The organism is Colwellia sp., from assembly GCF_013214175.1.
Lineage (GTDB): Bacteria > Pseudomonadota > Gammaproteobacteria > Enterobacterales > Alteromonadaceae > Colwellia.
The window spans coordinates 446,267-461,535 of record NZ_JABSPA010000002.1 but is presented as its reverse complement, the minus strand read 5'-3'; the positions used below and the strand labels follow the sequence as shown (position 1 = coordinate 461,535).

The 15,269-nt window shown below is 38.5% G+C and carries 12 protein-coding genes; 2 read left to right on the top strand and 10 right to left on the bottom strand.

Going from position 1 to position 15,269, the window contains the following annotated elements; translation table 11 throughout:
- Positions 1-37 precede the first annotated feature (37 nt).
- Complete coding sequence (locus HRT55_RS05075) at positions 38-781, bottom strand: hypothetical protein (RefSeq protein ID WP_291619387.1); 744 nt, start codon at positions 779-781, stop codon at positions 38-40.
- A 312-nt stretch (positions 782-1,093) separates the two neighbouring features.
- Between HRT55_RS05075 and HRT55_RS05070 the strand changes: the two genes are divergently transcribed.
- Complete coding sequence (locus HRT55_RS05070; RefSeq protein WP_291619385.1) at positions 1,094-3,952, top strand: CHASE domain-containing protein; 2,859 nt, start codon at positions 1,094-1,096, stop codon at positions 3,950-3,952.
- Between the two features lie 179 nt (positions 3,953-4,131).
- Here HRT55_RS05070 and ahpF read toward each other — a convergent pair whose 3' ends face one another.
- The 8 genes from ahpF to HRT55_RS05030 form a co-directional block, all read right to left on the bottom strand.
- Positions 4,132-5,715, bottom strand: coding sequence for an alkyl hydroperoxide reductase subunit F (ahpF, locus tag HRT55_RS05065; protein WP_291619383.1), 1,584 nt, complete (start codon positions 5,713-5,715; stop codon positions 4,132-4,134).
- A 241-nt stretch (positions 5,716-5,956) separates the two neighbouring features.
- Positions 5,957-6,526, bottom strand: coding sequence for an alkyl hydroperoxide reductase subunit C (ahpC, locus tag HRT55_RS05060; RefSeq protein ID WP_291619381.1), 570 nt, complete (start codon positions 6,524-6,526; stop codon positions 5,957-5,959).
- Positions 6,527-6,748: 222 nt separating this feature from the next.
- Positions 6,749-7,648: a DNA-binding transcriptional regulator OxyR gene (gene oxyR, locus HRT55_RS05055; protein WP_291619379.1), complete on the bottom strand. Its 900-nt coding sequence runs from the start codon at positions 7,646-7,648 to the stop codon at positions 6,749-6,751.
- Between the two features lie 68 nt (positions 7,649-7,716).
- A complete protein-coding gene (locus HRT55_RS05050) occupies positions 7,717-8,334 on the bottom strand; it encodes a LysE family translocator (protein WP_291619377.1) in 618 nt (205 codons plus the stop codon).
- Between the two features lie 310 nt (positions 8,335-8,644).
- Positions 8,645-8,770: a hypothetical protein gene (locus HRT55_RS05045; protein ID WP_291619376.1), complete on the bottom strand. Its 126-nt coding sequence runs from the start codon at positions 8,768-8,770 to the stop codon at positions 8,645-8,647.
- Positions 8,771-9,115: 345 nt separating this feature from the next.
- Entirely contained in the window at positions 9,116-10,591 is a 1,476-nt protein-coding gene (locus HRT55_RS05040) for a Na+/H+ antiporter NhaC family protein (protein WP_291619374.1), read from the bottom strand.
- A gap of 235 nt (positions 10,592-10,826) precedes the next feature.
- A complete protein-coding gene (locus HRT55_RS05035; RefSeq protein WP_291613163.1) occupies positions 10,827-11,018 on the bottom strand; it encodes a hypothetical protein in 192 nt (63 codons plus the stop codon).
- Between the two features lie 343 nt (positions 11,019-11,361).
- Positions 11,362-12,906 (bottom strand): peptidoglycan DD-metalloendopeptidase family protein, encoded by a 1,545-nt coding sequence (locus tag HRT55_RS05030; RefSeq protein WP_291619372.1) that lies wholly within the window; start codon positions 12,904-12,906, stop codon positions 11,362-11,364.
- A gap of 329 nt (positions 12,907-13,235) precedes the next feature.
- Here HRT55_RS05030 and tyrS point away from each other — a divergent pair, with 329 nt between their 5' ends.
- The gene (tyrS, locus tag HRT55_RS05025; RefSeq protein ID WP_291619369.1) at positions 13,236-14,435 is read left to right on the top strand and encodes a tyrosine--tRNA ligase; all 1,200 of its coding nucleotides are present in this window, start codon (positions 13,236-13,238) and stop codon (positions 14,433-14,435) included.
- Between the two features lie 125 nt (positions 14,436-14,560).
- Here tyrS and HRT55_RS05020 read toward each other — a convergent pair whose 3' ends face one another.
- Positions 14,561-14,989, bottom strand: coding sequence for a hypothetical protein (locus tag HRT55_RS05020; protein WP_291619367.1), 429 nt, complete (start codon positions 14,987-14,989; stop codon positions 14,561-14,563).
- Positions 14,990-15,269: the final 280 nt, after the last annotated feature.

The following is a 15,269-nucleotide window of genomic DNA, read 5'->3' as shown; positions in this document are numbered from 1 at the left end:
AGATTAGAATAGCGAACAAAATAATAGACTCAAGCTGCTATCTAAAAGATAACGCAATATACTGATTAACTTTATTGTTATTCAGTCGTTGAGGGGACATGTGGTCAACAATTTCTAGCGCTTGCTGTACCTTAGATAATCCTATTTGATCATCTAAGGGTAAGCCTGCAAATGATTTATCATTAATAGTCTCTTTAAGTAAAGCTAACGCCCCCTGAAGAGATGATTTAAAGTCAGATTTATGTTTCTGTTCCTCAACATTGGCTAGGATTTCTTTGGCGGTATTTAATGCCCCCGTTAAAGCTACTACGGTTTCACTTTCAATGACAACATCTTCACCTTGAGCATCTTTATTTTCGTCCTCGGCATCATCTACATCTTCGGCATTCAAGCGTTCAAGGAAGTCACCGATAAAGCTAGTTAAGGTGGTGGTGGACATTTTCTCGCTAGCTTCACTATTTTCCTCATTTACTCTGCCACCGGTTAAAGCGGCAAAATCGCCCTCTGAAATAAGGCCAAATTGGTATAGTTTTTCTTTCAGTTTACCGACATCATCTAATGTCAGCTGGGCACCACTAAAAAACTCGCTACTAATGGCATTTATCTTTTGGGCCCTGCTTGATAAAAATAAATTATTAGTAGCTATGCCCGCCGAACTTTCACTTTTAACACTATTTTCAGCATGCTGTTCAATTATCGCTTGTATCTCAGGAGTATTCTTTTGAGCCACAGTTGAATTGTTAGTATATTCAGCGCTATATAGGCCTAGATTATTGATCATTTAATAAATTCCACAATATATTGACGGTTATATTGCAAGCAATTTACACACCACTAATCGTGTAGCTTTAGTTACGCTAAAGCCAGTTTTAACAAACGTTGAAAGTTGAGACTTAAATGCAAGATTTCAAGAGAAAATATCATCCGAAAATAACCATATAAAAATCAGCTAAACCAATAACCTAACCAAACACAAATGAGTGAAGAAAAGTAATATTTACCACGTTTAACAAAAGTTTTGCTTAAGTTGTAAATACTAACTTTTAGTTTATAGTTAATTGAAGATCTAAGTTATATAAATCAAAGGAGTGTTGTGACCAACGCCAGCTCATTAAAAGACACATATTTATTAGCAAAAATCTGGCCGTTATACCTTACGCTCTTTGCTAGTTATATTATTTGTGGCTACCTTTTATCATCCATTTCATTTCAAAGTCAAATAATCTATATTTGGTTACCTGCAGGAATAGCACTGGTCGGCTGCTATTTGTGGTGGTGGCGATTTTTTCCGGCAGTCTTTTTAGCATCCTATATTTTTAACTTTTCATTTACTCTTAATTTTGACTCAACAATGTTGTTTTCAACTGCCTCTATACAAAATTCTATTATAGCCTGTGGCGCAGGTCTACAAGCCATGGCGGGTAGTGCACTACTTCGAAACTGGCTTGGTAACCCCATCAGTCAATGGCAGAATAAAAACACTATCTATTTCATTGTCATTGTTGGCATTCTAATTAACCTAATTTCTGCAACGATAGGCGTTAGCTCTCTCACGGCATTTAATCCTCAATACGCTGTTGAAGATTTCCAATTAAATTTGATTTTCTGGTGGCTAGGTGACTCATTGGGAGTATTACTTGCACTGCCCTTTATCTTAAGTTTGCTTAACTTCCGCCACTTAAAAACTGAGCAACGTAAAGCTAGGTGGATAATTTTATCTTCAGTCAGCGCCTTATTCATTATTATCATTTTGCTCACCAAGTTTTTTATTAGCAGCTCAAATTTCAATACCGATGAGTTGGTAATTAAAGAAGTAAAAGTGATAGAAAATGGTATTTACCGACAAATAAGTAGCAGTATTCAGCAATTAAGTTTATTAGCCGAATTTATTCAACATAACCCTAATGCTAACCGTGAACAGTTTCATACGTTTGTCCATAACCTCACACGAAGCTCTAACACGCTTAAAGCCATGTCATGGAACCCCTTGATTAAGCAAGCAGATAAAGAAAAACATGAAAGTGAATTAACAAAGCTCTACGGTAAAAAAACCACCATTAGAGGCAAGCCGTTAGCCATAAATGACGACATGATTTATGTAAGACTTATCAGCCCTGAAATGGATAACGGTAAAGCAATTGGCTTTAATGTTTACTCCAATCCATCTCGAAAAAAGTCCCTAGATAGCACCATGGTTAATTATCAACCGCAAGCCACCCCGATAATTCAGTTGGTACAATCTTCTAAAGAAGAACCAGCATTTTTATTGTTTTTTCCGGTCTTTGAACAAACTATGCCAACAAAAAACAACGCGAAGAAACAATTAATTGGTTTTGCCACTGGCGTATTTTTAGCAGAAAAAATTATTGCTAATGCGATCAGTGCTTCACAACAAAAACTCTTCCATTTCCAATTGTACGAACAAAATAAAAAAGCATGGTTTATCTCCAATACCGAAAACAGTCATGTCAACTCAAAGGATATTAACCAGCATTTTAGCCATTCTTTCAATGTGGCTGGACAAACCTGGTATATCCACTTATTTGCTAAGAAAAGTTATTTAAGCCAACAAAAGCATCAAGGATTCCTACAGTTTTACTTATTACTCGTTGTTATTGCCACCATAATAGTTGCCTCACTTTTATTAATGCATAACAGGCAATTACAACTTAATAATGAAGTTGACCAGCGTACTAAATCTTTACAAAAGGCGATGCAAGAAGCCAATTATGCCAATAAAGCAAAAAGCCAGTTTCTAGCCAATATGAGTCATGAAATTAGAACACCAATGAACTCAGTAATTGGCTTCGCGCAACTTGCCAAGGTATCTAACGACATGGCGGAAATAAAGTCCTACTTGCAGCACATCGATATCTCCTCAGGCTTACTTCTTCACATAGTGAATAACATTCTTGATATCTCAAAAATTGAATCAGAAAAGATCTATCTCACTAATGAAGCCTTTGATATGCATTTACTGTTAAGACGGATTTATAGCTCATTGGAAGTGGAAGCGAATAATAAAAAACTCACTTGGCGGCTGAGAGACAGTCTTCCATCAGCCGTTACTTTTTTAGGTGATCAAGCCCGCATAGAGCAAATATTAATGAATTTATGTGGTAATGCGATGAAATTCACCCAGAGTGGTAGTGTATCCCTGACAGCTGATGTACTTGAAGTTGCCGATAATAAAGTACATTTGTCGATAAAAGTAAAAGATACTGGTATTGGCATCGCTGAGGAGCGTATTGATAAATTATTTAAGCCCTTCACCCAAGCGGACGATTCAACCTCTCGTAACTTTGGAGGCACAGGCTTAGGTTTAACTATTGCCAAAGAACTTAGCCATTTAATGGCCGGAGATATCTCAGTAGAAAGTAAACTAGGTGCTGGTACTAGCTTTATTTTTACTTGCTGGCTGCCACTAACAAGTACGAACCCAAAAGCAGAAGAATACAGCCATGATACATTTGAACAATTAGTTCGAGAAAATGAACAAAGTCCGCTAAATAATGCCGCACTAGTAACCAAGGTGGCTAGCGACCATGATGAACTCACTGCCCTAAAAGTATTGGTTGCTGAAGATAATCGTATTAACCAAAAGCTGATCAAGATAATACTGGCTAAGCTGGGCATTGATGCTGTGATTGTCGAAAATGGCCAATTGGCTATCGATTACTTAAAAACTGAGCCGGTAGATGTGATTTTAATGGATTGTCAGATGCCAGTATTAGATGGTTATCAAGCCACAGAAAAAATAAGGGCAATGCCAGAGTATGCAGATTTACCGATATTTGCTTTAACGGCTGATGTTGATACTCGCAGTAAAGACAAAGCGCTGGCAGTGGGTTTTACTAAACATCTTGCCAAACCTATCAATATTGAGCAACTGACGGCTTGCTTACTTGAAGTAAGTAAAACTGTGCTCGCTAAATACAATAACTTCAAATAACTTAGCCACTCATATCGTTACTCAGTTCGTTACTCAGTAAATAACTAAAAAGCCGCTTAGAAGTTAATTCTAAACGGCTTTATTTAATCAAAAATATTTAATTGCTAGTGTCTAAATGAAAGTATCTTATCGATAGTAACTAGTACTGGTAACTTATAGCTTAACTCTATCATTCTTTATTAAACATCTTGGCGAATAAGGTAATCAAAAGCACCTAGCGCAGCATTGGCGCCACTGCCCATAGCAATAATTATTTGCTTATACGGACTATCAGTTACATCACCAGCAGCGAAGACACCGGCGATTGAAGTTTCACCACGAGCACCAGCGATAATTTCACCGCGATTAGTTAGCTCGATATCTCCTTGTAAAAACTCAGTGTTAGGCATCAAACCTATTTGCACAAAAATTCCAGCTAATGTTAACTCGTGGCTTTCATCTGTGCTGCGGTCAGTGTAACTCAAACTAGTTACTCGTTTACCGTCGCCATTCACTTGTGTAGTTTGTGCATTGGTAATAATAGTGACATTGGTCAATGAGTTCGCTTTTCTTACTAGCACGTCATCAGCACGTAAAGTGTCAGCAAATTCTAATACCGTGACATGCTCAACTAATCCGGCTAAATCAATGGCCGCTTCAATACCTGAATTACCACCACCGATAACCGCTACGGCTTTACCTTTAAATAATGGCCCGTCACAATGAGGACAATAAGCAACGCCTTTTCCGCGATATTCATGTTCACCCGGTACGTTCATTTCACGCCAGCGTGCACCTGTTGCCAAAACAACCGCTTTACTCTTAAGTACCGCACCATTTTCTAGGCTGACTTCAATTAAACCGGTTTCTTCATTACGTTTTACTTGGCTGGCTTTGTTACTGTTCATGATATCAACATCATAATCACGAACATGCTCTTCTAAGCTAGCAACCAGCTTTGGTCCTTGGGTGGCTTTTACCGAAATAAAGTTTTCAATCGCCATGGTATCACTGACCTGTCCACCAAATTGGTCCGCTACTAAGCCGGTAGTAATGCCTTTTCGTGCTGCATAAATTGCTGCGGCTGCGCCTGCCGGACCGCCACCAACGACTAAGAAGTCATAGGCATCTTTATTTTCTAGCGCTTTGGCTTGATGAGCACCGGCATTTTTATCAACTTTATTTAAAATATCGGTTAACGACATTCGACCTTGACCAAACGACTCACCATTTAAATAAACAGTTGGTACTGACATGATGTCGCGATCAAATACTTCGGTTTGAAATAATGAGCCATCGATCATGGTATGTTTTATTTGTGGATTGATTGCCGCCATCATATTAAGTGCTTGCACTACATCGGGACAGTTTTGACAGCTTAGTGAGATATAGGTCTCAAACTCGAATTCGCCATCAAGGTTACGTACTTGTTCAATTTGCTCAACTGATAGTTTTAATGGGTGTGAGCCGCTATGCAATAACGCCATCACTAGTGAGGTAAATTCATGCCCCATTGGTAAACCGGCAAAACGCATTTCACTGCCTGTTTCAACAGAGCGTACCAACATAGAAGGCACACGTTCATTGGTAACTTGCTCAATTTGACTAGAGGAAAGGTTACCATCAATAGCAGTAACGAGTGAAGATAACTCAGCAATTTGGTTTACTAATTGGCTAAGTTCTTTTGCCTTAGGACTTTCATCAGTAAAGGTGACCAGCTCGACTGGTGTTTTTAAATTTTCTAAATAACTTTTTAATTGTGTTTGTAAATTTGTGTCTAACATAATGACCTCTATAGATATTCAAGGAGAAATAGGGAAAGTGATAAGGAAAAGGAACTTTAGTTAAAAGGATCGCAGCAAGATTGTTAATTCACTGCTGTGATCCTAAGTTTGATTTTAGGTTTAAATTAAATGCCTCCTACTTGAGGCGCGAGGAATGAGCATAGGCTTTCTAAGAAATTTCCGAGCAACAAAAAGTAGGTGGTAATTAAATAAACCTAAGGAAAACTTAACTAATCAAACTTTAGATTTTACCTACTAAGTCTAGAGATGGCGCTAAAGTATCTGCACCTGGCTGCCATGCTGCTGGACATACTTCACCGTCATGCTCTGCTACATATTGTGCAGCTTTAACTTTACGAAGTAATTCTGCAGCGCTTCGGCCTATACCTAGGTCATGAACTTCAGCGATTTTGATTTCGCCTTCAGGGTTAATCACAAAAGTACCACGAAGTGCTAAACCTTCTTCTTCAATCATGACACCGAAATTACGCGTGATTGCACCAGTTGGGTCACCAATCATCGGGTAAGAAATTTTCTTAATAGTATCTGAAGTATCGTGCCATGCTTTATGCGTAAAGTGGGTATCAGTTGATACTGAGTAAACTTCAACACCCATTTTTTGTAATTCTGTGTAGTGGTCTGCCATGTCGCCTAATTCAGTCGGGCAAACAAAAGTGAAGTCAGCTGGGTAGAAGAAGAATATTGACCATTTATCGGCAACATCTTTTTCGCTTAATTCAACAAACTCACCGTTGTGAAAAGCAGTAGCGTTAAAAGGTAATAATTTAGTATTGATAATTGATTGGTTCATAATGAACTCCCATTTAGTTAAGTAGATTAAGTAACTTTTTGAAGCGCTTCCTCGATGTAGAGTTAACCGCTTCGTTTAAGATGGGATAATAATAGCGATCAGGATTAGATTAGTATAATCGATAGTAATTATTAATATGATAGCTAAAACCTATCAAAGTATAGGTTAGAGAATTACTAGAAAACTAATAGTTAGTTTTCTCCAGAGGTAAGAGCAGCAGATCTAATCAATGATATCGCTAAGAGACTTTCGAACACTGGCCACTATGGCTCTAACACACTGCATGCGCGAGTAGTTTGGTCTAATAACCAAGGAGATTCCGCGTATCGGCACGGGTGCTTGAAATTTACCATAGTGAAGAGTGTCGCTGGCTAAGTTTCCTTGCGCTGCCAGCGCGGGTAATAAAGTGATGCCCATGCCACTGGCCACCATATGGCGTAATGTCTCTAAACTTGTCGCTTGAAAGCTATTATCTTCTTTAGCGCCTGCAGCAAAACAATAACCCATGGCTTGATCTTTAAGACAATGACCATCAGCTAAAGTAAGAATTTTTTCACCATGTAAGTCAGCCAGTGATAGTGATTTTTTAGTGGCCAAAGGATGATTTTTTGGAGTTGCCAACATGAGTGGCTCATCAAACAATTGGTATGATTCAAATTTTTCCATTTCTGCGAGATAAGGCAAAATTAATACATCTAATTTACCCTCATCTAATTGCTGCAATAACACCTTAGTTTGATTTTCATGTAAGAAGAAATTGATATTAGGCAAGGTGGTATTTAAGTCAGCCATAATATGTGGCAATAAATACGGCGCTAATGTAGGGATTAAACCTAGGTGTAAATCGCCAGCAAAAGGATCCAGCAAGGCTTTGGCACATGACTCAAATTCACCGGCAGCTTGCAAAACTTTCCTTGCTTCTTTTACTAGCTGCTCACCTGCCGGCGTTAACATAACATTACGGCGATGACGTTCGACCAACTGCAAGCCTAATTGTTGCTCTAGCTTCATTAGCTGACCACTTAAGGTCGGCTGACTGACAAAGCAAGCTTGCGCCGCTTTACCAAAGTGTTTGTGCTGATCTATGGCAGTTAAATATTCTAAATCGCGCAACTTAATCATAGTTAGAGCCTATCAATTAATAAGAAAACGTAGTGATAGGCTATGGTAATAGCTTCATGCAATGAAAGCTAGCTAAGTGCTAACCAAATACCGACGCCAATCATCAAACTACCAGCAATACGATTCAGCCATTTAATGTTGTCACCACTACTTAAGAATATGCGCAAGCTTTTACCACCAGTGGCATAGGCCATCATGCTAGTAAACTCTGTAACCATGATAACGCTTAACAACACCATAAGTTGCGGTGCTACATCACGCTCAACACTAATGAAAGGCGGCAGCAGAGAGATCATAAAGGCCCAACCTTTAGGGTTGGCAATAGCGGTAACTAAGCCTTGTGAGAATAAAGACTGGCGACTGACATCGCTTAGTTCATTTTCGCCCACTGACATTTTACCTTTTGCCCGCCACATATTAATGCCGATATAGGCTAAATAAGCACCACCAAGCCATTTTAATACTTCAAATACATCAGGGTAATTGAGCATAATACTGGCAACGCCAAGTACGGCGGCTATGGCAACAATAGCGACACCAATGAGTTCACCAATCATCATCCACATGGTACGACGAACACCAATACTCATGCCTAGCGTCATAGCCAACGTCATGCACATACCGGGTGTTATTGAGACAAAAAAGAATGTTGGAATAAAGACCGCAAGCACAGCTAAATCTGGCATTAAATTTACCTTCAGTTTTGGTTTAAGGTTGAAAGACAGAAATTCGTCGACACTTTAACAAAAAAGCGTGGCATGGATTAGAGATAAACGATGAATTAGTGGCTAAAAAAGCTTAAATGCAGAACTAGCTACAGGTTAACTATTCTTTTGAGGTATATCTTGTTGCTATTTGTTTTATCGCGCAGCAGTTTATTGGGGTAAAACTACCGGCTAATTTTAGAGAGATTAGTGTAATAAAAGTAAAATTAGTGAAGTTAATCATCATTACTGCAAGGAGCTAATGCGCCCCTACAGTAAAACTGATTGTTGCTTAACGCAACAGAGTAAACCAACCCATAAGCATTGGTAATAAAGGCATGGCAACCATTGCTACAATAATCATTAATACATTTACGGTTGAGGTAGTATCTTTAAAGTCTTCTTCGTGGTGTGTCATGGTCTAGTATCCTGTACAACAAGTCATCAACTAAAAATAAGGCGCGCATTTTATCCGATATTGTTAATTATAGACAGAAAAACTTGATCTTGATCAAAGAAATCAGATGAAACGAGTTAAAAATAAATAAGGTTTTTTATTTTTAATTAATGCTAGGGGTGTTGATCTTTCGAGATGGTTTTTTACAGCGAATTGTTGGGTATGTATACAAGGCAGAGCCTTTGTAATGTGGTTAATCAGGACAATATGCTCCTGTATTGTCTATTAGGCTACATCCATGTAGCGTCACATAAAAAGGCGATAACGCCGTATAAATTCCCAACAAACGCTGTTCAAAGGATTCAGCTAAATCATAACAATGCTGGCAATGATATAAGCCACTAAAGTTACCGCACCACCAAATAGTGCGTAAGGCATTTGAGTTTTAACATGTTCAAGTAAATCACAGCCTGAAGCGATAGCCGAAACAGCCGTAGTATCCGAAATGGGAGAACAATGATCACCAAAGATGCCGCCACCTAAAATCGCAGCAATAACCAATGATGGCGGTAAACCGAGTGCTTGAATGAGTGGTACACCAATAGGGATTAATATGGCAAAAGTCCCCCACGAAGTACCTGTACTAAATGAAATAACCGCGCCGGCTAAAAACAACATTGGCACCACTAAAACTAAAGGTAAGTGTTCACCAACTATACCGGCAATAAAGAAACCCGTTCCTAGCTCTTTTAAGCTTGCGCCAAGGGTTAAAGACATCAGTACTATTGTTACTAATGGCAATAGTTCTGCAATGCCTTTAAAACCTATATCAACTAGCTCTTTATGCTCAAAGCGTTTATAAAAACGTAATAAAAAGTAACTAACTGCCAGCGCTAAACAAGTAGCATAAAGTACGGATTTACTGCCGCTACCTTGGGTGATATCACCATTACCACTCCAATACATAAAGAAGAACATACCCAAGATCATGCTCATTAGCGGCACTAACATAAAGCGGGCTTTAGTAGCCGGTACCATGCTTTCTGCTAAAATATCTTTTGTTAAAGTTCCCTGGATAACCGCTTCTCGGTTAGCGTTTGTTTGGTTAACTGTTGCTGGTGATGCTATTGCTTGTTCTTGCTGGCTAGGTGAGTTGTCTGCGTTAAGTGCTAACTCTGTCGCTTTAAGCGGACCATGTACTCTATCGGTGACAACCGTATAAACCACCATAAGCAAAGCGATAATGGCATAGAAATTAAAAGCAACTGAGCCCCATAAAATAGAGACTGACGATTCCCCTAAATCATAGTTATTCAATAGCGCTAGCACATAGGCGCCCCAACCGTTAAGCAGTACTAAGATGCATACCGGAGCACTAGTACTATCAATAATATAAGCTAAACGCGCTCGGCTCATTTTAAATTTATCAAATAAGTCGCGCGATAAAATACCCGCGGTTAGTACACTCAGGTTGGATTCAATAAAAATTACCATGCCAGTGAACATGGTTAAACCGCCCACTTGCCTTTTACTCTTGGCAATACCTTTACTTACTAATTTCTCCACGGTGGCGGTAACACCTCCTGAGTCTCGGATATAAGCTAATAAAGCGCCAATAAGTAAGCTGAAAATCAATATACGGGCATTACCGCCTGAGCTAACGACACTAATGATGCGTTCAATAAAACCAATGAAAGCATAAAATATTGCATTGCTATGATTTTGGGAGGCTAATAACAACTCTGCGGTGAACACGGCAGACAACAAGGCAAGAATGACTTCTTTTTTCCAAATAACAATAATAATTGCCACCAAAGGAGGCAGCACAGACAACCATTCCATAAAAAACCTTATACCTGAGTTTTGAAAATTAAAAACAACGCAGGCAGTGTGTCAAATAGCTAATACCAAATCAAGTAAGTTTGTTACAACTCAGAGCTTGTCAGCGGTTTGAGAACAAATAGCATTCTTTATCTATAGTCATTCAATATATTCACCAGGTAATAATAAAAAACCCGATAAAGTGTAAACTTATCGGGTTTATGATTACTTATTGAATAATAAATTTTAAAGTTAATTAGTAGTAATCATCTTTTTTATTGTGTGCTTGTGGATCTTCAATAATATCGCTGATGTTGACTTCAAAATTATTATTATTATTACAATCAACCATATAAATGGTATGTGTTGAGCCATCAACCCAAGTAACTGTACCACTGCCTTTTTTACTGCCACATTTCATACCAATATGAATGTCTTTAAATTCCATAAGCCCTCCTCGACGCTAGCTAACCAAGGTGTGTTGAGTTAGAGTTCGCCACCACTAACAAGTTCATTTTTTGAACACTTAAACTTTAAGTATAGTGACGAAGTGATGAAATGCTAGTGGCTAAATTGCAAAGTTAGCAAGGGGAATGGTCAGTTTTGACTATAGGCTAATAATTACTAAAAGAATTTATCAAAGATAATATATTAATAATTTAGGGAGAACATTCATTACCTAAAGTGCAGGCTGCACTTGCGCCAGTTATCGCCGGAATATTACTGTTCAGTTGATGTTCAAAAGCATAAGTAAGCCAATATACTATTTCCCTCGCCCGGTATTTTCTTTACTAATCATTAGTCGCTAAATCACTGGCTTGGCTTGCAGGCTGTGTTGAAAGTAAAGCATTCTTAGCACCTGAAAGTGCCTCAAGTCGCTCACTCGCTAATAAGGTGAACTTAGCTTTGTATTTCTTCGCAATAGGTCTAGCATCCGGTAACTTAACCGTGCGTGGATTGCGATGTACGCCATGGAGTAAAAATTCATAATGTAGATGAGGCCCTGCTGCTAAACCAGTAGCCCCGACATAACCAATAGTTTGGTTTTGCTTAACACGTTGACCTTTTTTTACTGATGGTCGCTTATAGAAGTGTAAGTACTTAGTTACTATGCCATTACCATGTTGAATAAATACATAATAACCATTGTACTTACTATATCCAGCTTGAGTTACCTTACCATTACCCGCGGCGACTACTGGTGTGCCTCTTTTCGCTGCGTAATCTATACCATTATGCGATTGCACACGTTTTGTTACCGGGTGACGGCGATTTCGCTTAAAGCTAGAGCTGATGTATTTAAAGTTAACGGGAGCACGTAGAAAGGCTTTACGCATGCTTCTACCATCAGGGCTGTAATATTCATCATCAGAAAAACGAATCGCTTGAAATACTTCGCCTTGGTTGGTTATCTCTGCCGCTAAAATATTGCCGGTACCTATATATTCACCTTCGACATATTTTTTCTCGAAAGTAACATGAAAACTATCGCCTTCACGTATGTCCAAACCAAAATCTATATCCCAACCAAAAATATTAGCAAAATTAATAATTTGGCTATCATTCAATCCTGCAGTTATGCCAGCATTCCAAAAACTCGAGTTGATGGTGCCGTAGCTAAAGCTTTCCCGTACTTCTACTTGCTTAGTCTCTCGATAAGATTGGTAATTATCGCCAACTAAATTAATAAAAAGCGTTTCTGTTCTTGAAAGCGGATACTCTAGTGCCGCTAGTTGCTGTTCTTCATTACTAGCAACGCGCAATTTATCCCCAACATTAAGTCTTTTTAATAATTTGCTGTCTTTACCTTTAGCGGTACTCACCGCATAGGTTGTTTGCGCGCTAAAGCCTAAGCGTTTTAATATCAAGGCTAATGAGTCCCCACTGCGCACTTTCACTGTTTGCCAGCTTAAATTGGCAAGCTCTTCTAAAGTGTCTTGTACTTTCACTTTACGTGGTAATTTACCGCTCGCTAAGCTGCCATCTTGTTGCGTACTTTGGTTTTTAGCTAATGAAGGTAGTTGCCCTGTAGCAATATTATTGGTGACTTTAGCAGTACTGCGTTGTGGTAAGGCACTTTGCCTTGGCACTGAACCTGCTGGTACTATATCTTCAGGAAGTGCCAACTGAATACGCTTTCCTACTTGGATATTTTCACCTTGCTCATTATCATCACTGGAAGGCAGGATCAGTAACAGCAGTAAAAAACCACTACTAGCGATAATTATCGAACGATGTAACTTAGGCAGGTTTTGGAATATTTTTAATGATTTTTTTAACAAAGTACGACTCGAAACTTTCATAGCGGGAAAAGGATAAATGCAAAGCAAATTCATATATTCTACTGACTATATCAAAACTACAGAAAAAATACCGCTATAACTCACCGCAATACATTTTGAATACCAAAACAGCATTATTGAACAACTAAGGGTTCAGAGATTGCAACTTTACTGAAAAAATCAGTCATTCTTTACTAAAAAAGCCATTATAAGGTTTTATCCCACTGGCAAAGTGCAGTAGAATTCGATCATTAAATAATCTTTACCTAGTCAATATAACCACTCGATTATCAAAGGTGCTGCGCCTTATTTTCAGTGCAACAACTCAGTAGTTATCACTTATTAATAGACTAAGTACCTAAAGCCAGTCAGTGGAGTCTTAAATGACCGATGTTAACCAAGCATTTGCCGAAATAAAACGCGGCGCAGAAGAAATATTAGTAGAAGAAGAATTATTAGCAAAACTTAAAACCGGTAAGCGACTAAAAATTAAAGCTGGCTTTGATCCAACGGCTCCTGACTTGCATTTAGGTCATACTGTACTCATTAATAAACTGAGGACTTTCCAAGAACTTGGCCATGAAGTTATTTTCTTGATTGGTGATTTCACTGGCATGATTGGCGATCCAACTGGTAAAAATGTTACCCGTAAAGCGTTAACTAAAGAAGATGTTTTAGCCAACGCTGAAACTTATAAAGAACAAGTGTTTAAGATTCTTGATCCTGCCAAAACCACAGTAGCCTTTAACTCTACTTGGATGGATAAATTAGGCGCTGCTGGCATGTTAAAGCTTGCCTCTCGCCAAACCGTTGCTCGTATGATGGAACGTGACGACTTTAAAAAGCGTTACGCCAATGGTCAAGCCATTGCCATTCATGAGTTTATGTACCCGTTAGTGCAAGGCTGGGATTCTGTCGCCCTTGAAGCAGATGTTGAGCTTGGTGGTACAGATCAAAAATTCAACTTATTGATGGGTCGTGAATTACAAAAATCTGAAGGACAACGTCCACAAACCGTATTGATGATGCCATTACTTGAAGGTTTAGACGGCGTACAAAAAATGTCTAAATCATTAGGCAATTACATAGGTATTACGGATAGCCCTACAGAAATGTTTGGCAAAATCATGTCGATTTCTGATGTGTTAATGTGGCGCTATTACGAATTATTGAGCTTTAAGCCACTTAGCGAAATCGAAGGCTATAAAACCGATATTGAAAACGGTAAAAACCCACGTGATGTTAAAATCGATTTAGCTAAAGAATTGATTACCCGTTTTCATGATGAGGCATCTGCACAAGCTGCCCATGATGAATTTATCAATCGCTTCCAAAAAGGCGCTTTACCTGATGACATGCCTGAGTTAGAAATTAAAACTGAGAGCGGCGAAATTGCTATCGCTAACTTGCTTAAAGACGCAGGCTTAGTAGGCAGTACTTCAGATGCTTATAGAATGATTAAACAAGGCGCGGCTAAAATTGATAGCGAAAAAGTTACTGAGAAAAGCCTAGTTATTAAAGCCGGCACTACTGCGGTTTACCAAGTTGGTAAACGTAAGTTCGCTCGTATCACGGTAAGTTAATCAATAAAGTCATTATCATTCAGAGAATAAGTTAACTAATTGCCTTTATTTCACTCTTTCTCAACTAAAAACCAGTCACTTTGACTGGTTTTTTTTCGCTCGCAATAAAGTGCTATAGATAAGGTTTAGCTAGGTAAACTATTGATAAACTCACTAGATTCAATAAAGAAACCACAGTTGTTCATCCACGTATTTGCATCTGCCGCGTCAACAAAGACTCTGCGCTCATAATCACCTTCACTATGAGGCACAATGTTTTCAAGCTGCATACTCTTCCATGTCGCTGGTGTATAAATATGGCAGTCTTTAATACAACCATTTTTTTTAAATAGCTGGCAATGTGCGATGACATGCGATTCAATCTCAGGAACGCCTAATTCCCAGTCATCAAAAAAAGAGATAATTGCCCATTGTGTTCCATTTAAGTGTTCGGTTTCCTTTAGAAATTCTTGACAGTATTGAATAGCAGCTTCTTCATTCCAGCAACCACTAAACCACTGTAAAACATAATTATCTTTTACTAGAATTCGCCAGTCACCATGTACTGTAAACATATGGCTTTACCTATAATTTTATCTGGTTATACACCTTACTTTAGCACCAACAAAAAGTTTGCTTCAAGTGAAATAAAGCATTGATTAGCAATTAACTCACCTCGTCAATCTCCTTAAAATATAAATGGATTTATCTGTTTCTTACGGCCGTACATTTAATTGCATAGCTTGATCTACATCAAAACGGCTAAAAAGCACAAGCGTACACTGTGACATATTGTCGCAGTTGCTTATTTTATTGTCGCACTGCTTGAACACAGAACCTGGATGGTTTCATGTT